This is a genomic window from Turicibacter bilis (assembly GCF_024499055.1).
GTDB lineage: Bacteria > Bacillota_I > Bacilli_A > MOL361 > Turicibacteraceae > Turicibacter > Turicibacter bilis.
The window spans coordinates 1,078,672-1,103,203 of sequence record NZ_CP071249.1 but is presented as its reverse complement, the minus strand read 5'-3'; the positions used below and the strand labels follow the sequence as shown (position 1 = coordinate 1,103,203).

At 34.9% G+C, this 24,532-nt stretch carries 24 protein-coding genes and 3 other annotated features (1 of these 27 cut by a window edge); of the genes, 23 read left to right on the top strand and 1 reads right to left on the bottom strand.

Going from position 1 to position 24,532, the window contains the following annotated elements; genetic code table 11:
* Positions 1 to 65, top strand: a sequence feature (ribosomal protein L20 leader region) (it extends 75 nt beyond the left edge of the window).
* Between the two features lie 25 nt (positions 66 to 90).
* The 11 genes from infC to radC all read left to right on the top strand — a co-directional run bounded on the left by infC (position 91) and on the right by radC (position 14,134).
* Positions 91 to 627 carry a translation initiation factor IF-3 gene (gene infC, locus J0J69_RS05400; RefSeq protein ID WP_201023070.1) on the top strand — a complete coding sequence of 179 codons (537 nt, stop codon included), beginning with the start codon at positions 91 to 93 and terminating at the stop codon, positions 625 to 627.
* A gap of 24 nt (positions 628 to 651) precedes the next feature.
* Complete coding sequence (gene rpmI, locus J0J69_RS05395) at positions 652 to 849, top strand: 50S ribosomal protein L35 (RefSeq protein ID WP_055243299.1); 198 nt, start codon at positions 652 to 654, stop codon at positions 847 to 849.
* 43 nt (positions 850 to 892) lie between these two features.
* Positions 893 to 1,252: a 50S ribosomal protein L20 gene (gene rplT, locus J0J69_RS05390; RefSeq protein ID WP_055243298.1), complete on the top strand. Its 360-nt coding sequence runs from the start codon at positions 893 to 895 to the stop codon at positions 1,250 to 1,252.
* Between the two features lie 193 nt (positions 1,253 to 1,445).
* A complete protein-coding gene (locus tag J0J69_RS05385; RefSeq protein WP_055276430.1) occupies positions 1,446 to 2,531 on the top strand; it encodes a M42 family metallopeptidase in 1,086 nt (361 codons plus the stop codon).
* A 578-nt stretch (positions 2,532 to 3,109) separates the two neighbouring features.
* The gene (locus J0J69_RS05380; protein ID WP_055276428.1) at positions 3,110 to 4,540 is read left to right on the top strand and encodes a hypothetical protein; all 1,431 of its coding nucleotides are present in this window, start codon (positions 3,110 to 3,112) and stop codon (positions 4,538 to 4,540) included.
* The gene (locus J0J69_RS05375) at positions 4,524 to 5,507 is read left to right on the top strand and encodes a phosphotransferase (RefSeq protein ID WP_212724794.1); all 984 of its coding nucleotides are present in this window, start codon (positions 4,524 to 4,526) and stop codon (positions 5,505 to 5,507) included. Before J0J69_RS05380 ends, J0J69_RS05375 begins: the two co-directional genes overlap by 17 nt.
* A gap of 315 nt (positions 5,508 to 5,822) precedes the next feature.
* Positions 5,823 to 6,042 (top strand) — a binding site (T-box leader).
* A gap of 1,956 nt (positions 6,043 to 7,998) precedes the next feature.
* Positions 7,999 to 10,635, top strand: coding sequence for a valine--tRNA ligase (locus J0J69_RS05370; RefSeq protein ID WP_212726038.1), 2,637 nt, complete (start codon positions 7,999 to 8,001; stop codon positions 10,633 to 10,635).
* A gap of 211 nt (positions 10,636 to 10,846) precedes the next feature.
* Positions 10,847 to 11,341, top strand: a complete 495-nt coding sequence (locus J0J69_RS05365) for a PASTA domain-containing protein (protein WP_055243293.1) — start codon at positions 10,847 to 10,849, stop codon at positions 11,339 to 11,341.
* Positions 11,342 to 11,361: 20 nt separating this feature from the next.
* Entirely contained in the window at positions 11,362 to 12,642 is a 1,281-nt protein-coding gene (locus J0J69_RS05360) for a bifunctional folylpolyglutamate synthase/dihydrofolate synthase (RefSeq protein ID WP_055243292.1), read from the top strand.
* Positions 12,643 to 12,743: 101 nt separating this feature from the next.
* A complete protein-coding gene (locus J0J69_RS05355) occupies positions 12,744 to 13,427 on the top strand; it encodes an SPOR domain-containing protein (protein WP_237252676.1) in 684 nt (227 codons plus the stop codon).
* A 23-nt stretch (positions 13,428 to 13,450) separates the two neighbouring features.
* Positions 13,451 to 14,134: a RadC family protein gene (gene radC / locus J0J69_RS05350; protein WP_272875256.1), complete on the top strand. Its 684-nt coding sequence runs from the start codon at positions 13,451 to 13,453 to the stop codon at positions 14,132 to 14,134.
* Between the two features lie 55 nt (positions 14,135 to 14,189).
* Here the strand turns inward: radC and J0J69_RS05345 are convergent, their stop codons facing one another.
* Positions 14,190 to 14,543: a DUF1622 domain-containing protein gene (locus J0J69_RS05345; RefSeq protein WP_256637936.1), complete on the bottom strand. Its 354-nt coding sequence runs from the start codon at positions 14,541 to 14,543 to the stop codon at positions 14,190 to 14,192.
* Positions 14,544 to 14,747: 204 nt separating this feature from the next.
* Here J0J69_RS05345 and asnB point away from each other — a divergent pair, with 204 nt between their 5' ends.
* The 12 genes from asnB (at position 14,748) to obgE (ending at position 24,457) form a co-directional block, all read left to right on the top strand.
* Complete coding sequence (gene asnB / locus J0J69_RS05340) at positions 14,748 to 16,331, top strand: asparagine synthase B (RefSeq protein WP_212724791.1); 1,584 nt, start codon at positions 14,748 to 14,750, stop codon at positions 16,329 to 16,331.
* Between the two features lie 22 nt (positions 16,332 to 16,353).
* The gene (locus tag J0J69_RS05335; protein WP_055243290.1) at positions 16,354 to 16,923 is read left to right on the top strand and encodes a GNAT family N-acetyltransferase; all 570 of its coding nucleotides are present in this window, start codon (positions 16,354 to 16,356) and stop codon (positions 16,921 to 16,923) included.
* Positions 16,924 to 17,109: 186 nt separating this feature from the next.
* Positions 17,110 to 17,961, top strand: a complete 852-nt coding sequence (gene mreC / locus J0J69_RS05330; protein ID WP_212724790.1) for a rod shape-determining protein MreC — start codon at positions 17,110 to 17,112, stop codon at positions 17,959 to 17,961.
* The gene (gene mreD / locus J0J69_RS05325) at positions 17,954 to 18,472 is read left to right on the top strand and encodes a rod shape-determining protein MreD (RefSeq protein WP_212724789.1); all 519 of its coding nucleotides are present in this window, start codon (positions 17,954 to 17,956) and stop codon (positions 18,470 to 18,472) included. Before mreC ends, mreD begins: the two co-directional genes overlap by 8 nt.
* A 469-nt stretch (positions 18,473 to 18,941) precedes the next feature.
* Complete coding sequence (locus tag J0J69_RS05320; RefSeq protein ID WP_256637935.1) at positions 18,942 to 19,505, top strand: hypothetical protein; 564 nt, start codon at positions 18,942 to 18,944, stop codon at positions 19,503 to 19,505.
* A 265-nt stretch (positions 19,506 to 19,770) separates the two neighbouring features.
* Positions 19,771 to 20,571: a M23 family metallopeptidase gene (locus tag J0J69_RS05315; RefSeq protein WP_212724787.1), complete on the top strand. Its 801-nt coding sequence runs from the start codon at positions 19,771 to 19,773 to the stop codon at positions 20,569 to 20,571.
* A gap of 15 nt (positions 20,572 to 20,586) precedes the next feature.
* A complete protein-coding gene (locus J0J69_RS05310; RefSeq protein WP_212724786.1) occupies positions 20,587 to 21,405 on the top strand; it encodes a metalloprotease in 819 nt (272 codons plus the stop codon).
* A 58-nt stretch (positions 21,406 to 21,463) separates the two neighbouring features.
* Entirely contained in the window at positions 21,464 to 21,829 is a 366-nt protein-coding gene (locus J0J69_RS05305) for a response regulator (RefSeq protein ID WP_212724800.1), read from the top strand.
* Positions 21,830 to 22,006: 177 nt separating this feature from the next.
* Positions 22,007 to 22,082: a sequence feature (ribosomal protein L21 leader region), on the top strand.
* Between the two features lie 17 nt (positions 22,083 to 22,099).
* Positions 22,100 to 22,408 (top strand): 50S ribosomal protein L21, encoded by a 309-nt coding sequence (gene rplU, locus J0J69_RS05300; RefSeq protein ID WP_055243284.1) that lies wholly within the window; start codon positions 22,100 to 22,102, stop codon positions 22,406 to 22,408.
* A 10-nt stretch (positions 22,409 to 22,418) separates the two neighbouring features.
* A complete protein-coding gene (locus tag J0J69_RS05295; RefSeq protein WP_212724785.1) occupies positions 22,419 to 22,730 on the top strand; it encodes a ribosomal-processing cysteine protease Prp in 312 nt (103 codons plus the stop codon).
* 11 nt (positions 22,731 to 22,741) lie between these two features.
* Positions 22,742 to 23,026 carry a 50S ribosomal protein L27 gene (gene rpmA, locus J0J69_RS05290; RefSeq protein WP_055243282.1) on the top strand — a complete coding sequence of 95 codons (285 nt, stop codon included), beginning with the start codon at positions 22,742 to 22,744 and terminating at the stop codon, positions 23,024 to 23,026.
* 147 nt (positions 23,027 to 23,173) lie between these two features.
* A complete protein-coding gene (gene obgE, locus J0J69_RS05285; protein WP_305888111.1) occupies positions 23,174 to 24,457 on the top strand; it encodes a GTPase ObgE in 1,284 nt (427 codons plus the stop codon).
* Positions 24,458 to 24,532: the final 75 nt, after the last annotated feature.

Here is a 24,532-nt window from a genome sequence, read left to right as displayed (position 1 = left end):
ATATTGTTAATGTGATTGTGATTTAAACGTGGGCGCTTACTAAGTGCTTACGTTTTTCTTTTTTTCCATGAATGTTCTATAAAATTGGAGGTGCTCATCATTAGCAAGAAGAATGTAAAAAACGAGAGCTTAATCAATGAAGATATCCGCGCTAAGGAAATGTTAGTGATTGGTCCTAACCGCGAACAACTTGGTTTAATGCAACGTAAAGATGCATTACGTGCTGCTTCTGAGAAAAACTTAGATTTAGTATGTGTTGCACCACAAGCAAATCCTATTGTTTGTCGTATTATGGACTACGGTAAATACCGTTATGAACAACAACGTCACGCTCGTGAGGCTAGAAAAAACCAAACAACTGTGACTTTAAAAGAAGTTCGCTTAAGTCCTAACATCGAACAGCATGACTTTAATACAAAATTAAAAAATGCTCAAAAATTCCTTACAAAAGGTGATAAAGTTAAAGTTAGCGTACGTTTCAAAGGTCGCGAAATCGCACACACTGAATTCGGACGTAATGTTTTAACTCGCTTTGCTGAAGGGTGTGCTGAAATTGCGGATCTTGAATCAAATCCAAAACTTGACGGACGCTCAATGTTTCTCGTTTTAGCACCAAAGAAAAAGTAGAAAAGATAAAGGAGGAACTCTACCATGCCAAAAATGAAATCTCATCGTGGAGCTGCTAAACGCTTTAAACGTACAGGATCAGGGAAATTAAAACGTTCTCACGCTTATACAAGCCACTTAGCTCATAACAAAACAACTAAACAAAAGAAACACTTAGCTAAAGCTGCTATCGTATCAAACAGCGACTACAAACGTATCAAAGATATGTTATATAGCTTATAATAATCACTAAACATTTTTCGTAACAACAAAGGAGGAACTCATTATGCCACGTGTAAAAGGTGGAGTTGTATCACGCAAACGTCGTAAACGCGTTTTAAAATTAGCAAAAGGTTACTTTGGATCTAAACATACATTATACAAAACAGCAAACGAGCAAGTAATGAAATCATTACAATATGCTTACCGTGACCGTCGTCAGAAAAAACGTGACTTCCGTAAATTATGGATCACTCGTATCAACGCTGCTGCTCGTATGAACGGATTATCATACAGCAAATTAATGCACGGATTAAAATTAGCTGGAATCGAAGTTAACCGTAAAATGTTAGCAGATTTAGCTGTATCTGATGCTGCTGCATTCGCTACTTTAGCAAACACTGCTAAAGAAGCAATGAACAAATAATTAATTTGATCATTATTTTTAAAATCTTATTAGACACTACTACTTGGTAGTGTCTTTTTTTATAATCAAGTCTTTGATTAGGTAAAAAGTTTGTTGATGTCGAATAAAAAGATATTTCAAATCTATTTCCAATTATTAGATAAAGTGATATGATACTATTTATAGAAAATTATAACTAGGAGGAGAGAACGTAATGAATCAACTAGATCAAACATTAACGTTTTTAAAGGAAATTACAGATGCGAATGCTGTTCCAGGGCAAGAACGTCAAGCGCGTGAAGTGATGAAAAAATATATCGGGGATAGTGCCGATGAAATTTATCAAGATAACATTGGATCATTAATTGCGAAAAAAGTAGGGGAAGAAGATGGTCCTAAAATTTTAATTGCAGGACATATGGATGAAGTTGGATTCATGGTTCGCCAAATTGATGATAATGGATATATTAAATTTGTGACATTAGGTGGATGGTGGGGGCAAGTTATGCTTGCTCAACAAGTGACTATCACAACTAACTCAGGCAAAACTTATCATGGAGTAATCGGATCAATTCCTCCTCATATTTTATCTGCAGAAGCTCGTCAAAAACCGATGGATATTAAAGATATGTACATTGATTTAGGTGTAGATAGTAAAGAAGAAGTTGAAGCGTTAGGGATTCGTCCAGGAGATATGATTACGCCATATATCGAATTCCGCACGATGGCCAATGAAAAATATTTATTAGCAAAAGCATGGGATAACCGTATTGGATGTGCTGTAGCAGTTGAAGTATTAAATAACTTAAAAGGAGAACATCATCCAAACATTGTTTATGGTGTAGGAACGGTTCAAGAAGAAGTCGGATGTCGTGGAGCTGCAACGACTAGTCAAATGATTAATCCATCAATCGTCTTTGCATTAGACGTTGGATTAGCTGGTGATGTGCCTGGTGTAACAAATCAAATTCAAGCTAAAATGGGGAAAGGTCCAATCATCACGTTAATTGATGGTGGATTAATTGGTCATAAAGGATTACGTGACTTTGTCGTTGAAGTCGCAGAAGAATTAAATATTCCTTACCAATTTGATGTGACACCTGGTGGAGCAACGGATGCTGCTAAAATGCATTTAGCACATGATGGAGCACCAGCGATGTCAGTGGGTATTGCTTCTCGTTATATTCACTCTCATACATCAATGATTCATCGTGATGACTATGAAAATACAGTTAAATTAATGACTGAAGTGGTTAAACGTTTAAATAAAGAAACTGTTCATAAAATTACGTTTGAATAGTCGTTCATATAATTAAAGGCACTCCAAAAAGAGTGCCTTTTTTGAGATGTTTTAACAATAAAAAAGACAGCTAAACGAGAAGATTAACTGTCTTTTTTGTTGTTAATTAGAGAAAAGAATCATTATAATGGATTCTTTTTGAGAAAGATGAGGTCCATTCAACCTCAAAAGGGTAATTATAAAACATTGGAATGGAAAGAGAATAAATAAGTTGGTACAACTGGATAGAGTATGTTATACCAACAAGGGTAGTGTTATGTTATCCAATTATTGGATAACAGTATTATACCATAAACTTTTTTAAAAATATAGATTATCAGATTAAAAATGTTGAATATTGGTAAAAATTCGAATTTTAACGAAGTACTTGTCATATATTTGATGAAATTACGGGATAAGGGATGATGGGAAATATAGAAAGGTGTTTAAAATAACAGCTGACGGTTACTACAAAGAGAAATTTAAAGTTTCATAAGCAAAAAAAGCCCGTAGATGCGTGGCTAAGCTAATGAATAAGTCTCATATTTTTATGATTATAGAATATAATGAACTGAAATATCAAATTAGGAGGGTCTAGCATGAGTTATTCATTTAATTGGGATTGTACATTACCGATCAGTAACATAGAAGATATCGTATCAATTAATATTGTTCCGCAGACAAAAGCGTATGATGAAGGAGATTATTTATCATTACGTGGACAAGTTTTAATTGATGGAGAGTATGTCACAAATCACGGAACACAAGAAACATTTACAGAGTATATTCCACTTGATATTACATTACCAAATAATGGACGTGGTAGTGAAATTAAAACGGATATTACAAATTTTGATTATGAGGTACAAGATGGAAATAATTTATTTTTAACATTAAATCTTAGTTTAGATGGTTATGATTGGGAGAGTCCAATTACACTTGTAGAAGAAGATCATGAAATTGAGGGTCAAACACAAGCTCCTGTTATGTTTACAAAAGAAGCTGCTGTTGTACCGTCAGGGCATGAAGTAGTTGCTGAAGCACCCGTAACTCAAGAAAATGTAGTGGTTGAACCAGAAGTATTAGAAGTGGTAGAAGAGGATGAGACTGATGATTTAGATTACATTGATTTTGATGAAGTTGTTTTAGATCATAAGGAAGACGCTGTTGATCCATCATTAGCTACAGAACGTAAAGAAGTATTAACAGATAAAATTAAACAATTTCTTAATAAACAACCGGTACCGGTTGAAGAATCAGTAGTAGAATCAGTTGTTGAAGAGGTGGTAGAACCGGTTGTTGAAAAACAAGTGAATGAAACGAAAAAGTCAGAACCATTCCTTGAAAAAGTCGTTGAAAAGGCAAAAGAAATTGTACCGGAAGTCATTGTTGAGAAGGTGACTAACGACGTAACACCAACAGAGATTGTTGAAGAGGCGGCACCAATTGTGGAAGAAGTTGTAGAGAAGGTAGTGGAGAAGGTGAAACCAAAACCTGTTGCGCCAATCCCGACAGTGACTAAAGTACAAAAGGTAGAAGAGCAGCCAGTGACACCAGTGGTAGAAGAAGAGGATGAAGAAATTCTTCCATTCCCGTTAAAAACAGAACCAGTTGTTGAGGAAGTACCTGTTGAAACTAAAAAATCTGATATTTTTGAAATGTTATATTCATTAGAAGAAACAGAACCAGTGGTAGAAGAAGTAATGCAAGCTCCAGTTGTAGAAGAAGTGCCGATGGTAGAGGAAACACTTGTCTCTCAACCAGAAGTAATCGTAGAAGATGAAGTGGTTGAAGAACCTGAGGTAATCGCACCAATTTCAACTTATTCAGGGGAAGATTCAATTGCAAATCAATTTTTAGATGGGGAGAGTATTTTAAAAATTATTTTCGTTCAAGAAGAGGAAACAACAATTACAAATATTTGCACGAAATACAATGTTCCTGAAAAAGCTATTTATAATCTGGAACAATTAAATTCACCGTTACATTGTGGTGATCGTGTGATGATTAACTATGGCAAATTACGATGAGATAAAAGTTTTTGTTGAAACCCATTATGATTTAGCCGTTGAGTCTGTGACTCCCATTACTCATAAATCAATGAAGGTTAGGGCCTCAAATCATGATTATCTATTGAAAGTCGCGAGTGGGGATGATGACTTTATCATGAAGCAACTTTTTGCTTATAAAGCATTATCCCGTAATGTTTTACCCATTTATCGAACAAAAGATAACCAACACTATGTTCCATGGCGAGATCATTTCTTTTATTTGACGGATTATGTTCAAACTATTCCGTTGCCGCTTGAACAACAAATCCATTATTATATTGAATTATTAGGTAAATTACACTCAGAGACTAGCTTAGAAGTCGATGTTAGTGATGATGAATTACAGCGTATCTATAATAAAGACTATAAAAGATTACAAGATAGTTATGATAGTCTTCAAAAAAATATGGAAGTTTATGAATTACAGAGAGATCGTTCACCATTTGAGTGGTACTTTATGATGGTATATCCGATGCTTTATACAATGCTTCACCATGCGCATGATGAATTAAAGAAATTTTATGATTTAATTAAACGAGAGAAAAAATTACCTATCAGCTTAATACATGGTGATGTGAATGTGGCAAATTTACTAGTCACAGAGAAATCAACTTATTTAATTAATTTTGAGAAAAGTATGTTTTCCATTTCTTCGTTAGACATGTATTATTTTTTAGAAAACTATCATCAAGTTCCAGGACTACATTCGATTATTTTAGATTATGTGAAAAATGAAAAGGCCGCAGCTTTGCGGCACTATTTCTTTTTTCGCTCTCTTTGCATTGATTTAGACGAACTTAATCAAACATTACAAGATCATTCACTTATTAATATTGCGTTATTAAATGAATGTATTGCGCCTCATTTAATGGCGTTGCAGGTTTATAATCAATTTAACAAACCCACCACAACAAACCAAGCAAGCCCCCAAGGATCATCAACATAACAAAATCAAATTGAGAAAATGAGAAAATAATTAGATAGAGTTGATAAAAAAATAATAATGCGATGATTGAACGTAATGATAGTAAATAGGATCTAAATCTGCCTCCTCCTCGCTGATAACGTCCCATATACTCACCCCCTATAATATAGTTTATGCGTGATGAATATGTGGTAACAGTTGGTTGGTGAAAAAGTCAAAATTATTTAGGAGAAACTTAAAATGTGAAGATTTAAGGGAATTCATCTGAATTTCTCTAGTAACTCTTGAATAAATTTATGCATTGTTGTAGAATACTAACATATATATTGTGATAGTTGAAAAACGATGACCAGGAGGAGTAGAAGTTCCCTCACATTTAAGAGAGAAGTTCAATTGGTGAAAGAACTTTATGTGATAGCTTTGAAGGTAGCCTGTGAGTTGAGTTTCTGAAATAAATAGTAAGAAATTCCGTTAGCTGCGTTAAAGCATGAAGTGGTAAGTCAATAAACTTACAATCAAGGTGGTACCGCGGAATCTTAAGCATTTCGTCCTTATTAGGACGGAATGCTTTTTTAGTTATACTAATCAAGCATAGCTTGAAGTGTAACTATACATCGCAATAGCCGATGTTATCCTTAAATGCTTTTAGTTGTAGACGTCAGCCTTAAGATGTTTTGTCATCGAAGATGCTAGATTGTGATGAAACGATGTATTAAATATGAGATGCTAAAGTTCTTAAAAACAGTCTTGTGTCTTTAACATGGAAGTGAAATCAAATTAGAAACGATGCAAAATTAGAAAGGATTTATCTTAAATAAGATTAGGCAAGAGCGATAAAATCGATGTAGACTAATTCAAAGATTTTATATTTTCATCCCCTACCAATCGAGGAAATGTACGATCTTCGCTACGTACGGTAGGGAACCCATTATCCAGGTGGTCGTTATGAAATCTTACTAGCTTTACTAGCTGAGTTGAATCATGTGCACGGCTCATTTTGAATAAAACAAGCAGAGGCAATCAAGCAGCTGTATATTTGAAGATTTTATATTTTCATACCCTACCAATCGACGAAAGCTACGAACGTTGTTACGTAGCGTAGGGAACCCATACCCTACCAATGGAGGAAATGCACGATCTTCGCTACGTGCGGTAGGGAACCCATTATCCAGGTGGTTATCGTGAAGTCTTACTAATATGACAAGCTTAGTTGGATGATGCTAAAGATTATTCTTGAATGAGAAACAAGCGGAAACAATGAGGCAAATGTATATTAAAGATTTTATCTCTCCATTATCCAGGTGGTCGTCATAAAATCTTGCTAGTTTTACTGATTTAGTCAAATGATAGGAAGTGCTCGTTACAAAAAGAAACAATAAAACAAGTATGATTAATCGTAAGAATGTATATGATCCATACCCTAGTAGTTGAAGATACATTTTCTTCAAAAATGCCAGGGAACCCATACCCTAGTAGTTGAGGAAATATTTTCTACGAAAATGCTAGGGAACCCATTATCCAGGTGGTTCAATGATGCATCTTTATTAGTTTTACTTGTTTACGTAAAATCTATTAATTGCCTTTTTTAATTAGGATAAAAACTTAATAATAGAAGCAATGGGACTATTTCTTAAAAGTTTTATTGATCCGGACCCTAGTAGTTGAGGATACATTTTCTACGAAAATGCCAGGGAACCCATCCCCTACCAGTTGAGGAAATGCACGAGCTTTGCCACGTGCGGTAGGGAACCCATACCCTACCAGTTGAGGAAATGCACGAGCTTTGCCACGTGCGGTAGGGAACCCATAAGAGGTAGGAATGAATAAAAGTTGAATGAAGTTACGGATATAAGTAAGAGACACGACTTGATACCGAGAAGATTAGCTATCTGATTAACATTACACTTAAGAGATGTCGATATAAATGGGGTAAACAAAAGTCCCGCTTAAGATTCCATTTAGACTAAGTTAATATTTGTCACGAATGAGACATAAACCAAAGTATTACTTAGAGGTATTTGAGTTTAAATATTTTATATTATGTATTATCCAGGTGGTCTCGCGCAGATATTGTTACATTTGTTTTAACTTGATTTTTCATTTAGATATAGGGATTCAACACATATCATTTAGTCATCCATTTGGTATTTGTCGCAACTTCACCAGGTTGTGTAAAGATTATTCCAACCCGTTTTAGGGATCTAACAAATATCATGACACATCCATTTGATATTTGCCGCAACTTCTTCAAGTTGTGCTAAGATTATTCCAAAAATTTTTTAGTTGAGAACCTATAACTGAGTGAGAAAGCAAATGTAAGGTTAATGTTTCATGATTCTAGTGTGATGCAAGTCCACACATGATGTAAGATTTTTGAACGCTTTGATTATTGAGTTTTTGGTGCCTATCCTTCATAAAAGTAGTAAGGAATAAGACATCAACGAGTAGAGCTGAAATTAAATAGATGGCATTCGTTCCATCTATCACAAAATAAGAAAAGGAGGACACTAAAATGACGAAAAACTTAGCACCTAAGTATAATCATTTAGATGTAGAACAAGGTAAATATGCATTTTGGTATGAGCAAGATTGTTTCAAAGCTCAACCACAATCAAATAAACCGAAGTATACGATCGTTATTCCACCACCAAACGTAACAGGTAAGTTACACTTAGGGCACGCATGGGATACATCATTACAAGATATTATTATTCGTATGAAACGTATGCAAGGATTTGATGCGTTATGGTTACCAGGTATGGACCACGCAGGAATCGCAACTCAAGCAAAAGTTGATGCTCGTTTAAAAGAGCAAGGTGTTTCTCGTTACGATATCGGGCGTGAAGCATTCTTAGAAAAAGCTTGGGAATGGAAAGAAGAATATGCAGGATTCATTCGTCAACAATGGGAAAAGATGGGACTTTCATTAGATTACTCTCGTGAACGTTTCACATTAGATGAAGGATTATCAAAAGCTGTTCGTAAAGTTTTCGTTCAATTATATGAAAAAGGATTAATCTATCGTGGTGAGCGTATTATTAACTGGGATCCAGCTGCACGTACGGCTTTATCAGATATCGAGGTTATCCATAAAGAAATCGAAGGGGCATTCTACCACTTCAAATACATGATTGAAGGAACAAATGAGTTCTTAGAAGTTGCCACAACTCGTCCTGAAACAATGTTCGGAGACGTAGCTGTTGCGGTTCACCCTGAAGATGAGCGTTACCAACACTTATTAGGTAAAAACGTCTTAATCCCAGGAAACAACAAACCAATTCCAGTTATCGCTGATGAGTACGTTGAAATGGACTTTGGAACAGGTGCTGTTAAAATTACACCAGCTCACGATCCAAACGACTTCGAAGTTGGAAACCGTCATGATTTAGCTCGTCCAATCTGTATGAACTTAGATGGAACAATGAATGAATTAGCAGGTAAATACAATGGGATGGATCGTTTCGATGCCCGTCGTCAATTAGTAGCTGACTTAGAGGAAGCGGGATTAGTAGTAAAAATCGAAAAACACGTTCATTCAGTTGGACACTCTGAGCGTACAGATGCAGTCGTTGAACCATACTTATCAACTCAATGGTTCGTTAAAATGGAAGAATTAGCAGCACGTTCAGTTGCTAACCAATCAACAGATAACAAAGTAAACTTTGTACCAGACCGTTTCGAAAATACATTCTTACGTTGGATGGAAAACATTCATGACTGGTGTATTTCACGTCAGTTATGGTGGGGACACCAAATTCCAGCCTGGTATCATAAAGAAACAGGTGAAATGTACGTAGGAGAAGAGGCTCCAGCAGACATTGAAAACTGGAACCAAGATGAAGACGTATTAGATACATGGTTCTCATCTGCATTATGGCCATTCACAACATTAGGTTGGCCAGATGTTGAATGTGAAGACTTCAAAGCTTACTTCCCAACGGATACATTAGTTACTGGATATGACATCATCTTCTTCTGGGTATCTCGTATGATCTTCCAAAGTTTGGAGTTCACAGATGAGCGTCCATTCAAAAATGTTTTAATCCATGGATTAGTTCGTGATGCTGAAGGACGTAAAATGAGTAAATCATTAGGTAACGGGGTTGACCCAATGGACGTTATTGAGAAATACGGGGCAGATAGCTTACGTTACTTCTTAACAACAAACTCAGCACCAGGTCAAGACTTACGTTATATCGAAGAAAAAGTTGAATCAACATGGAACTTCATCAATAAAATTTGGAATGCTTCTCGTTTCGTTATCATGAACTTAGACGGAATGACTTGTGAAGATGTGAAATTAGAAGAAGCAACATTAAATGTTGCAGATCAATGGATCTTAGGACGTTTAAATGAAACAATCGAAGCGATCAACTACAATGCTGATAAATTCGAATTTGGTGAAGTAGGACGTCATTTATATAACTTTATCTGGGAAGACTTCTGTAACTGGTACATCGAAATGGCGAAGTTACCATTACAAGGTGAAGATGAAGAAGCAAAACGCTCAACTCGTATGGTCTTAACTTACGTCTTAGAATCAATCGTGAAATTATTACACCCATTCATGCCATTCGTAACAGAAGAAATCTATCAAATGATTACTCGTGGAAATACGGCGTGTGCGGTAGCTGCTTGGCCGGTTGTTAAACCAGAGTATAACAATGAAAAAGCAATCAATAACTTCACGTTATTAATGGATATCATCCGCTCAGTACGTAACATCCGTGCAGAAGTTGATGCACCAATGAGCAAACAAATCCGTATCTTCATCAATGCTAAATCAGAAGAGGTATTAGAAAACTTAAGTACAAACCAAGCGTACTTAAAACGTTTCTGTAACCCAAGTGAATTAGTGATTGAAAAAGATTTAACAGTAGAAGAAGAAACAATGACAGTCGTTGTTACAGGTGCAGACATTTTCTTACCAACTGAAGGATTAATCGATGTAAGTGCTGAAATTGAACGTTTAAATAATGAGCTAAAAAAATTAGCAGCAGAAGTTAAACGTGGAGAATCAAAACTTGCAAATGAAAAATTCGTCGCGAAAGCACCTGCTCACTTAGTTGAAGAAGAACGTAACAAATTAGCAGACTACAAAGAAAAGTATGCAACAGTTGAAGCACGTTTAACTCAACTTCAAAAATAATCTGATATGAAAGCTCTCGGTTTATCCGAGAGCTTTTTTGTATGAATCAAGTGGAAAGAACGTTTTACCCTTTTAAAAAGTAAGTTTAGTTGGTAGAATTATGATAGGATTTTAATATTTTAGTTATCAAGTATAACTTTGGAAGAGATTTATAGATTTAGATAAATTGGGAAAACTATTTTATTATTTGAATACATAAGGATGTGTGGGAATGGGCAAAAAAAAGAAACGAAAAAAGTATCGATTAAATGCTAGATTTTATTGTTGGATTTTTGGATTATCGATTGCAATTGCCTTAGTCATAAACGCTAAATCAACACTTAAATTGAATACGATTCCAAATTTTCATGGGTGGCCAGCAGATGAAGTGATGAAATATGATGAATCACATGAGAATATTTCAATTATTTATGAATTAGCTTATTCATATGATGTCTTACAAAACTGTGTCATGGAACAATCTATTAAACCAAGAACAAAAATTGGTGATGATCCACTAATTTTAACACTACAAGTGTCAAAAGGATTTCCGGTAATGGAGGATTTTACTGGAAAGACTTTGATGGAATTAAAAGAATTCGCAGATTTATATGATTTAAAGATTGAATCTCAAGCGGAAGAAGGGATCATTGAGACACAATCCGTTTTAGCGGGTGAGTTGTTAACAAAGGGAATGGCAGTGTCCGTCACCATTAAAACAGAATAATCAAAGCAGGTGAGAACAACATGTTTAGAAGTGGAAAAGAAGTTATCGAATGGGTATCAGAACAATTGCGATTTGGAATTCGTCCAGGACTTGAACGCATGCAGGCAGCGCTTGACCGTCTAGATAACCCACATTTAAAAATACAAACGATTCATATTGCGGGGACAAATGGGAAAGGATCGACGGTCACGTATTTACGTTCTGTGTTACAAGATGCGGGCTATCAGGTAGGGACTTTTACTTCTCCTTATATTGAAACATTTAATGAACGAATCTCATTAAATGGAATACCAATTAGTGATGATGACCTAGCTTGGTGTGCGAATGTCATTAAGCCAGTAGTAGAAGAAATTAATAAAACTAATATTGGACCATTTACAGAGTTTGAAATTATTACATTAATTTCATTTATTTATTTTAAACACCACCAAGTCGATGTCGTGCTCTATGAAGTAGGGCTAGGTGGACGTTTTGATGCAACAAATGTTATTTCACCAATCGTTTGTGGAATTACGAATATTGGTCATGATCATGAAGCGATTTTAGGAGATACATTAATGAAAATTGCTCATGAAAAACTAGGAATTGTGAAGCAAGGGATTCCACTGGTTACTACAGAAGAAAATTTAGAAGTATTAACAGAATTTAAGATAATTGCATCAGAAAAAAAGAGTCAGCTGATCGAAGCACTCGAAGTTTATAAACCAGCGAATATTCATTTAACTCCAGAAGGGGTTAAGTTTGATTGGCCTCAGTTAAAAGATGTGGAGCTAACGATGAAAGGGGCTCATCAAATTAAAAATGCAACACTTGCATACGCCATCTTACAATATTTAAAACAAAAAAGGATTTTCAACATTTCTGATGTAAATATATATAGGGGGATGAAACAAGCGTTTTGGAAAGGAAGATTTGAAGTTATTCATGAACAACCAGCAATTATTTTAGATGGAGCGCACAACTTAGAAGGGATGACACAATTGTGTGAGACACTTAAAAATCTTTACCCAACCAATCGTCGCCTGTTTATGGTAAGTATTTTAAAAGATAAAGATTACACGCAAATGTTTGATGTCTTAGATGAAACAGCTGATCACGTGTACTTCACTACGTTTGATTTTCCACGTGCGCAATCTGCAAAAGAGCAGTATGAGGTGTTTAATCGACCTCATTCATCGTATGAGGAAGACTTCCATGAACTGATTGATTATTTATTAGGTGAACTGGAGGACGAGGATTGTCTGGTGATTACTGGATCACTTTACTTTATCTCAGATGTACGAAAATCATTAATGAAGTGAGATTTAGACAATTTTTTTGAATGACTTTTGATATGATGATACCCAGACAAACGAAGGATTGTAGACGAAGCAATGACTGAAGATGATAGGGTGGGGTCATGATGAAAAAGAAGAAATTTAAGAAGTTTAAATTGAAAATTAATTTTAAAACAATTCAGCCATTAATTTTATTAACTTTAATTTTTACGATGTTAGGATTATCCTTTGGAAAATTATTAGATAACTTTTTAGTGCCGACACAAGGACCTACAGCAACAGTAGGGGGACCAAATGATCAACCTCAAGAGCTAGAAAAGTCCAAAGATGTAGAAGCTGAAGAGGGGCAATCTGATGCATCTGAAAGCACGACGGCTGAAAACGAAATCTATGTAATGCAACTTGGGGTTTATGAAACATACGATAATGTTTTAAGTTTAGCGGGAGAGTTAAAGCAATTGGGTTATAATTATGGAATTTTAAAAGTTGATGGAAAGTACTCCGTGTTTTCTCATGTTTCGGGTACTAAAGAAAGTTTGGCTCCAGTTCAAGAAGCGCTGAAAGAGAAGCAAATTAATTGCTTTATCAAAGCGGTGGAAGTTTCAACAGATGATTTAAAGTGGAATTACTTTTTACAAGCTGTGAAACAGAAACCATTTGAGATGACTGGAGATTTTATTCAAACATTCACGGATGATGAAATGCATATATGGGGATATTATGTCACACTTTCAACAGCCTCTTTTGATGCGCTCTCAACGGAGCGTCAGAAAATGTTGCTTGAAATTTATCAATGGTTAAATGGATAAGAATAGGATGTGATGGACACTTCATGGAATCTTTTATGATTCGTGATTTACCTTTTGAAGAACGACCACGAGAGCGGCTATTATCAGAAGGTGCGACTTTTTTATCGAATGCAGAATTATTAGCGATTTTACTGCGGACAGGGAGTAGAGGTCAATCAGCACTTGGACTAGCACAGATGATTTTACAACAAACACAAGGTTTAAAATTACTGAATGAAATTACGGTCGAAGAATTAATGAGTATCCATGGAATCGGTGAAAGCAAGGCAATTCAGATTTTAGCGAGTATTGAACTGGGCAAACGAATTGCAAAAGCGAAGCATGTGAAACTAGATTCTATTTTATCACCTAGTGATTGTGTCTCCTTTTTATCGGCAGAGATGAAGCATTTAACGCAAGAGCATTTTGTGGTATTATTCTTAGATACGAAAAATTATATTATTGGGAAAAAGACGATTTTTATCGGTTCACTTAATAAAGCGATCGTTCATCCGCGAGAAGTTTTTAAAGAAGCGATTAAACGATCATCGGCATCGGTGATTTGTGCGCATAATCATCCCAGTGGGGATCCAACTCCTTCCCAGCAAGATATTCAATTGACACATCGATTGTATGAAGCTGGGGAGTTAATCGGGATTAAACTACTTGATCACTTGATTATAGGTGATGAGCAGTTTACAAGTTTAAAAGAAAAAGGGTATCTATAATGTCTTTACATGTAATAGACAAACATAATAAAAAGCTCTCTTAATTGAGAGCTTTTTATGTTCGCCCGGAATGGATATTTTTTTGTTTCGCATCTTCTTTCATTTCCCATTCGATGACGATAGTCATTACAACACGAAGTAAAAAGATAGATCCTAAAATAAGCAGCTCGCTTAAACTTTGAATAAGAACAGTTTTTAAAATTTCAGCAGCTAACTTAAATTCCAGTCCGGTCGCCATTGAATTAGCAAATTGATGTTTGACTGGATAGTGATCTTTAAAGATTAAAGTCTTCATATAATGATAGAAGGCGCGAAATGCACCAAGTGTAATAATAAAAATACCCATAGTTTCTAGAATTCCAATAATTATCGGGAGAATCTCATCAACAAAGTTTTTAAGCATAAACATAAAAAAAGTTCCTTTCAAAAATGATAAGATAGTGATAGTTTATCCGCAAAAAACATGACTTATGCCAAACTTGATTAAGCTCAATTCAAGAAAACTCGAAAAAGATGAGATAAAATCAAAAAAAGTAGTTATTTTAGAATCGCTTACTAGCATATGATTAAAGAAAAGGGAGTAATAGGCAGTCGTCGAAGGGGGATGAAATCAATGTGTGGATTTATGGTTTATACGGCAAATGATATAAAGGTAGAGGATTTTGAAGAAAGCTTTATTCGTATTTCATATCGGGGACCAGATTTTTGTGTTATTGAAAATCGTGAACGAGGACTTTGGGGCTTTCATCGATTATCAATCATGGGCTTAACAAAGTCTGGAAATCAACCGTTTGAACTTCATGGAAATTTAGTCGTTTGTAATGGAGAACTGTACGGGTTTAAAGAATGGAGGGAACAACTAAAACATAAATATACGTTTTACTCAGATAGTGATTGCGAAATTATTTTACCGCTTTATGAAACGTATGGATTAGACTTTTTTAAACAATTAGACGCAGAATTTGCACTTGTGATTTATGATGCAAAAAAAGATGATTTTATTGCTGGACGAGATCCGATTGGCATTCGACCACTCTTTTATGGCTACTCTAAGAATAGTCATAAAATCATGTTTGCTTCTGAAGCGAAGGCATTAGTCAAGTTATGTGATGAAGTTTATCCATTTCCACCGGGATATTACTATGCGGATGGTGCGTTTACATGCTATTATGATGCGGCACAGTCATCAGGGTTTTATAATGGAAGTATCGAAGAGATTACGAAAGAGATTAATACCCGCTTAATTGAAGGTGTTCGTAAGCGATTGGATGCGGATGTTCCTGTTGGATTCTTGTTAAGTGGGGGACTTGATTCCAGTTTAGTTTGTAGTATTGCTGCCAAGTTGTTGAACCGACCGATTAAAACTTTTGCCATTGGTATGGAGACAGACGCAATTGATTTAAAATATGCAAAAGAAGTGGCCGACTACATTGGTTCTGATCATACAGAAGTCATTATTAATAAAGATGATGTGATTAATTGTTTAGAAGAAGTAATTTATATTTTAGAAACTTACGATATCACAACGATTCGTGCTTCAATAGGAATGTATTTATTATGTAAGGCAATTCGAGAACAAACCGATGTTAAAGTGCTATTAACCGGTGAAATCAGTGATGAATTGTTTGGCTATAAATATACAGACTATGCACCAAGTGCAACAGCTTTCCAAGAGGAATCTCAAAAACGAATTCGCGAGCTTTATATGTATGACGTTTTACGAGCTGATCGTTGCATTTCAGCCAATTCCATTGAAGCGCGCGTGCCATTTGGTGATCTAGCCTTCGTTGATTACGTCATGGGCGTGAATCCACAACTCAAATTAAACCAGTATAATAAAGGAAAATATTTGTTACGCAAGGCTTTTGTTGGTGACTATTTACCCCAAAGTATTTTAATGAGAGAAAAGGCTGCTTTTTCAGATGCAGTGGGACATTCCTTAGTCGATATTTTAAAAGATTATGCCGAATCTCAGTATACAGATGAGGTGTTTGAGAAAAAAGTGAAAAATTACGAAGGTGATTGTGTTCCATTTACGAAAGAATCTTTACTTTATCGTGAGATTTTTGATCGGCACTTTAATGGACATGCGAAATGGATTAAAGACTATTGGATGCCGAATAAAGCGTGGGAAGGGTGTAATGTCTTAGATCCGAGTGCCCGAGTCTTAGCTAATTATGGTGATAGTGGAAAATAAGAGATTTAAAGGAGTTTAAGGAATGAAACATTTAGGAACATGCCGGCTTGATACATCGCGACTTTATTTAAGAAGATTTAAAGTCAGCGATGCAACAATGGTTTTTGAAAATTGGAGTAGTGATGATGAAGTGACTCAGTTTGTTGCATGGCCGACTCATGAAGATTTAGAAACAACCGAGCGAATTTTAGTGAATTGGGAAGCGGCTTATCAACTGTTAAATACGTATCAGTGGGCGATTGTCGATCGTCAAAGTGATGAAGTGATTGGCTCGATTTCTTTGTTTCAATTTCATCGTCGAGGGCGACGTCATTACTGTGAACTTGGGTATTGTCTTGCAAAACGGTATTGGAATCAAGGCTTGACGACTGAAGCAGCTAAAACCGTTCTTCAGTTTGCTTTTGAACAAATTGGAGTTGACGGTGTGATTGCTAAACATGATGTTCGAAACGTTGCCTCTGGCAGAGTGATGCAAAAACTAGGAATGACTCATGATAAATTAGTCAGACGAGCGGTATTAAATGGACGTCGCGAATGGGTGGACTGTGACACGTATGTCATCCTTAAAGAAAACTTTGATTTAGATGGATAGAAGATGGAAAGTTCCTGCCACATACAGCGGGAATTTTTTAATGATGTAAAGTCAAATCTCATGGAAAAAGTGTGAAAACTTTCTGAGTTAGTGTTTATGTGACTAAATAGACTTGTTTCATACATATCAATTATATATAATAAGCAATATAAAAAAGATTATTGTAAAGACGTAGGATGTGTTCGAATGAAGGGTGTTAACCATTTAAAAGTGTTTGGGATTATCGTATTAATTTTTATGACGTTAATTACAGTCGGTTATACAATGCATCAAGAGACGAAAAATTCAGTTCCTGAACGTGTCATTAAGGATGGAATGACCGTCGTTCAAACGGGCTATACAGGAATTGTTGAAGGATTTAAACGATTCGTAACGAATATCAATGATTTATTCCATACTTATGAAGAAAATAAATTATTAAAGCAACAAATGTACAATTATGAGGCATTAGAAGTTTATACGCATCAATTAGAAGAACAGCTGGCTTCACTAGAAGAATTGCAAAGTACAGGAATTTCTTTAACGAGTTATGAAACGATTAATGCCACAACAGTCATGCGTAACGTTGATCAATGGCATGATTTTATCTTCATTAATAAAGGAAGTAAACAAGGGATTAAAGAGAACATGGCTGTTTTATCTAAAGAGGGTTTCTTAATTGGAAAAGTCATTTCAACCAATGATTTATCAGCTAAAGTGAAATTGATTAAAAATCAAGATTTTGGAAGTAAAGTTTCAGCGATTATTGATGGAAAAGAAGGTTCTATTGGAACGGTTGAAGGTTATGACTACACAACTGATGAATTAGTGATGACACAAGTTTCAAAAGAGGTGGCTGTAGAAGAAGGGGATGCTGTGATTACTAGTGGATTAGGTGGTGTTTATCCGCGTTCATTATTAATTGGATATGTCGATCGCATTGAAGTAAGCAAAGATGGATTAACACAAACACTTTATCTAAAAGGTGAGAAAAACTATGATAATATGGACTACGTCATCGTGGTTGCACGCGAGGCGGTGACATCAAACAATGAGTAGATTAATTATTACTTTTGTAACTTGCTTTGTGTTAGATAATCTATTAGTCATTTTCTTACCGATTCAACCGATAGTTGGTCATTATATGATTATTCCAAATGTTTTTTTAATTTGCTTAGCCTTATTTACTTTTTATGATAAAGGGATTCGCCCCATTATTTTTGCCTGCATTTTTGGCTTACTCTATGATATTTGTTATACTGATTTAATTGGACTATATACGTGCCTGTTTCCGATTATTACATTCATTTTATTACGATTTATCTCGCAAACGATGCCAGTTAATTTATTATCTATGATGGCATTAGTGATGGGAGTGGTTGTTTTTGAGGAGTGGTTTGTCTATTTTATCGTCAATACGATGAAGACCACGAATATGTCAGTCATGATATTTATTAAATTTATTTTAATTCCAACTGCGATTTTTAATACTTTAATCACGATCCCGCTATATCCTATTTTAAAGTCACAGTTTAGAAAATATCAGCGACAGTTTTTAAACGAGTTTTAACTAAAAAAGACACTAATTATTATCAAGACTAAATTTCAAAAAATATTGAATTATCAATCATTTCATATATTAAATATGACTAATATATGAATATAAAAAGTGAGACAGTTATTGTCTCACTTTTTATATTCTCAATAATAATCATTAATCATTATTAACACTTTGTGTTACTTCTGTTGCATCTAACTTTATTTGATAACTTTGTTTATCTCCATTTGTTTTAGTGATAGTCACTTCAATATCGTGTAGTTGTAGGAACTTATGATGCTCGGGGCGTAAAAATTACTAATAGTAGTGTTACTTATGAAAAATAAAAACACAATTCAGTGTTTTTTATTTTTTTCGGGGGAAAGTAACTAATAAAGAAAGGAGAAATACCATGACTAAAAAATATGTGCTTTCTATATTAACTTTACTAATGGTTTTTAGTTGTATAAGAGTTAATGCAAAATCAGTAGATCCTTATATAATGAATAAAAATGAGCAAGAATATATAAATGTTGAATTTCAAGAGTCTTTTTATACGGTTAAAATAAAGGTAAGTAATGGTGAAATTGTTGGATGGAGCGAATTAACTCAAACAACAAAGAATATGACAGATGAAGATTTAGCTCTAATGCTTATCGATTGTGCAGAACTTCTTTATGGAAAAGGTACTGAACGTTATGAGTTAAATAGAGATAAATTCATTACATTACTTGAAGAAGGAAAGTTTAACTACTCCGATTTCATTACTTTTCAAGATAAAGATATTCAACCTAGATGTGAATTCCTAATAGATTTAGATCAATATATGAATATTACATTTAGTGATTCAAGTTTTGGTGTAGCAGTTAGAGGTCATGATGGAGAAATTACTGGATATGGACCATGTCCCCAATCAGATATGACAGATGAAAAAATGGCCCAAATGGTTATCGATTGTGCTGAAGTTATTTTTGGAAAAGATACTGAACGTTATGAGTTAAATAAAGAGAAATTCACAACATTATATGAAGAAGGTGGTATGCAGTGGTACGATAAAAAAGAATAAAAGAATATGATAGTTAAAAAAGAGCTATTAATTTTAAAGAGGGATAATTTATTGATGTTATTTAAGTAAAATAACCATTAAGGAGTGTCTTTTTTGATTAGCTTTCAGTCAGAGGACAACGGGAGGCAATGAGTTGTTGGATAAAGAATGGATCACATTAAAAATAAGTAGAGTCATCGGAATAGATGTTCTAATCTAATGTTAACTTTCATATGATGCATTGAACACGCTAGCGCACATGAAAGAATAGTTAGGAGGAATTTTTGTGGCCAATCATAAAAGAAATCGTCCACCTTATCGCTCTACCTATAGTGGTTATCAAGCTAACCATTCATCACCTTACTATAGACGAAAACAGCAAGAAGATGAGAGTATCATGTTTATCCGACGTTTTATGCGCCAATCTATGATTTGTTTATGTTTATTGATGAGTGTATTAGTCATTCAAAAACTCCCTAATGTTCCCCTTTATGAGAGTGTAAAGAGTGCAATGATGGGAAGTTTTCCGTTTGCTAAGTATGAACAAATGTATCAACAGTACCTTTCAAATATGTTACCATTTGAGTTTAGATTGCCTCAAACGGATGACTCTACTTCTCTTGTCAGTGGAACACAAGGAACAACAGTTGATGAATTAGGGAATCCGATTGAAGGTGAAGGAACTAGTACGGATCCAATTTTTGATGTCTCACAAGCCATTAACGATGCTTATAATAATATGGTGTTAAAAGATTATGAAAATGGAGTTATTATTCAAATCAAACAAGATGAAGAAATACATAGCTTTGTTCCAGGGATTGTGTTAAATGTGGGGGTAGATGATAAAATTAGTAATTTTATGAATATTCAGTTAGAAAATGAATGGACGCTAACTGTTGGATTTTTAGAGAACCGAAAAGTTAGCCAATATCAGCATATTAAAGTTGGAGATGTCTTAGGTGTCGGTTCTATCCTTGATGTACCAGGAACAGATTTTGGTGATGAGGCTTTTTACTACTTATCTTTAAAAGATAAAGAGGGTCAATACCAAGATATTGCTGCTTACTTAGAATTATTGATGCAATAATTAGGAGGCTTACTCATGCGTAAAAACCGATTAAAGTTTGATTACTCTTTTTATGCAATGACCCTCTTAGCTATTATACTTGGCTATTTAAATGAATATTTTATCTTTGCTTTAACGATCATAGTTCATGAATGTGGTCATCTTATGATGGCCTTTTTTTATAAATGGGAACTCGAAGAACTCAAATTTTTCGCCTTCGGTGGAATTATGGAGTTCAAAGGAGAGTTGAATAAATCAAATATTGAAGATTTTATTGTTAGTAGTGGAGGTGTGTTGTTTAATTTCGTCACCCTCATTATTTTAATCTTAATGCGAGAGAAAATGAGTGCTTTTGTTAATATGACTTTATATGATTACGCCATATGGGCTCAGCTATTTGTCATTATATTCAATCTCATTCCGCTGCCACCACTTGATGGCAGTCGGTTAATTAATGCTATTTTATGTTGTTTTTTTCCATACAAAACTGTTTTACACATCATTAGATGGTTAAATATAGGATTAATCACTATTTTTATAGCTATAACAATTTTATACGATATTCGACAATTATTTATCATTGTGAGTTTTTTAACATATTCGACATTAAGATATAATAAGCACATTTATTTTCTTTTTCAACGCTTTCTTTTACAGAAGAAAATGTATATAAATGTTGATTTACCAAGAAAAATCGTAAAAGTTAGGAATGATTCTTTAGAAGATAATATCTATCGAGGTTATTTAAATTTATTTCAAGTCAAAAATCGGCTGCATGATGAGATAAAATGGTTAAAGTTAAAATATGAAGAAAATCCATCTCTAATTGTTGACGCTCAAATTAAAACTGACTAAAATGATAAATACAAAATGAATGAAACTTAAGTTGGAGGCGGAGTTAAAGGTGGCACAAATGACAGATGATTTTTCCGTATTAGTAGTAGATGATAATGAAATTAACCTGATGTTAATGGAAGATATATTAGATGTAATGGAGATTAAAAAAGTTAAAACAATCGATAGTGGAATACAAGCTGTTCAAGAAATCGAAGAAAATCCTAACTATGATGTCGTCGTCATGGATATTTGTATGCCGGGAATGGACGGTTATGAAGCATCAAAGAAATTACGACATCTAGGATATCGAGGCCGAATTGTTGCCTTAACAGCTAATCTATTATCAAAAGAAGATCCAAAATTTCAAGAAGCAATGATGGATGACATCTTATTAAAGCCAATTGATTTAAATACAATAAAAAAAGTCTTATGCTATTCATAAAAGTATAAGACTTTTTGTTTAAATAAAAGTAAGATGAGTGATAATAGAGTATCAAGCTTTTGAAAACGTTAATTTTATCAGAACTTAAAAATAATCGAAAAAGGTAGACATAACCATAGATAAATGATTGACGAATGATATTGGCTTTGATATAATGAATCATGTTGTTAGCACCTTAGGGTACTACAACCGCACGGATAAGGTCAAAATATGTCTTTGACATATACCTTTAATGGCGAGTCTTAGTTAAATTTTAAGGAGGTGCAGGTAATGTACGCTATTATCAAAACTGGTGGTAAACAATTAAAAGTTGAAGTAGGTCAAGCTATCTACGTTGAAAAATTAAATGTTGCTGAAGGTGAAGTTGTTACTTTCGACGAAGTATTATTCGTTGGTGGAGAAAACGCTAAAGTTGGTGCTCCATTAGTAGAAGGTGCAACTGTAACTGCTAAGGTTGAAAAACACGGTAAAGGTGAAAAAATCATCGTGTTCAAATACAAACCTAAAAAAGGTTACAAAAAGAAACAAGGTCACCGTCAACCATACACTAAAGTGGTTATCGAAGCTATCAACGCTTAATTATTAGACGATGATTACAGCCAATTTTAACTATCAAAATAATAAAGTTGAGTCATTTGAAATCAGCGGCCATGCCTTTGCGGGTGAACCGGGCGAAGACTTAGTCTGCGCTGCGGTGAGCGCTGTAACATTTGGCTTAACCAATTCCATTATCAACTTAGACGAATCAGAACTTAGTATAAAAATGGAAGATGGTTATTTATTAGTTGAAAATCTTCCCGTAAGTGATGCGTGTCAAACGCTCATCTATGGAATGATTACTTCTTTACAAACAATTGAAGAAGATCAATTTAAATACTTAACAGTTATAGAAAACAAGTAGGAGGTGGCCCCATGTTAAAGTTAAATTTACAATTTTTCGCATCTAAAAAAGGTGTTGGTTCTACAAAGAACGGTCGTGACTCTGAGTCTAAACGTTTAGGAGCTAAATTAGCTGATGGACAATACGCTTCTGCAGGATCAATTATCTACCGTCAACGCGGAACTAAAATTTATCCAGGAACAAACGTAGGTATGGGTGTGGATCACACTTTATTCTGTAAAATCGATGGTATCGTTAAATTCGAACGTTTAGGACGTGACAAAAAACAAGTTTCTGTATACCCAGAAGCTAAGTAATCGATTTAATAAATCCCCTAATCATCTGATTAGGGGTTTATTTTTATGTTCATTTCTTGTATGAGTTTACAAATTTGTTTTAATAATATAGAAGAATACCAAATTGAAACTAGTCATAGTTTCATGAGATAGAATTGAGGGATGCACTTGTTTATCGATCAAGTCAAACTTAAAGTGACGGCTGGTAACGGTGGAAACGGTGCCGTAGCTTTCCGTCGTGAAAAATATATTGCTAACGGTGGTCCTGCTGGTGGTGACGGTGGAAACGGTGGTAGCGTCGTTTTCGTTGCTGACGAAGGATTATCAACATTATTAGATTTACGTTATAACCGTGTCTTACAAGCTAAAAACGGTGAAAATGGGATGGCGAAAAGCTGCCATGGTAAAAACTCAGACGATTTAGTCGTAAAAGTTCCAGTTGGAACAATCGTTTATGATAACAGCACGAACTTAATCATTGCGGATTTAACTGAAAATGGTCAACGTGCGATTATCGCAAAAGGAGGACGTGGAGGACGTGGAAATATCCACTTCGCAACACCTCGTAATACAGCGCCAGAACTTGCTGAAAATGGTGAGTTAGGGCAAAAACGTGAAGTTCGCGTTGAATTAAAAGTATTAGCTGACGTTGGATTAGTTGGATTCCCAAGTGTCGGGAAATCAACATTAATCTCAGTTGTTTCAGCATGTAAACCAAAAATTGCAGCATACCACTTCACAACATTAGTTCCTAACTTAGGAGTTGTTGGAGTTCCTGATGGTCGTTCATTCGTTATGGCCGATTTACCAGGATTAATCGAAGGCGCTGCGAGTGGTGCAGGACTTGGACATCAATTCTTACGCCATATTGAACGCACTCGTGTTATCTTACACGTCATTGATATGTCAGGTATGGAAGGACGAGATCCTTATGAAGATTACGTAACTATCAATAACGAGTTAGCACAATACCGTTACAAATTATTAGAACGTCCTCAAATTGTCGTTGCTAATAAAATGGATATCGGTGATGCAGAAGAAAACCTAAAAGCGTTCAAAGAAAAAGTTGGAGATGACGTGACAATCGTTGAAATTTCAGCGGCAACTCGTCAAGGAATCGACCAATTATTATACAAAACAGCTGATTTATTAGAGAAAACACCTCAATTCCCATTATATGATGAGGATGAAGTGGAGCAATCAGTAACATATAAATTCAAACCTGAAGAAGCGAAATTCCATATCTCTCGTGGAGATGATGGAGTATACGTTGTTACAGGAGCGCACGTGGAAAAAATCTTCCATCAAACAGACTTCAACCGTGAAGCATCAGTTATGCGATTTGCACGTCAATTACGTCAAATCGGTGTTGATCAAGCCTTACGTGACCTTGGAGTGGAAGATGGAGATCTTGTACGTATCCTTAACTTTGAGTTCGAATTCAAAGACTAAAACACCCAGCCACTTTACGCGATGTAAGGTGGCTTTTTTTATATCATATTGGGAAGATAAGTGATTTTAAATAGT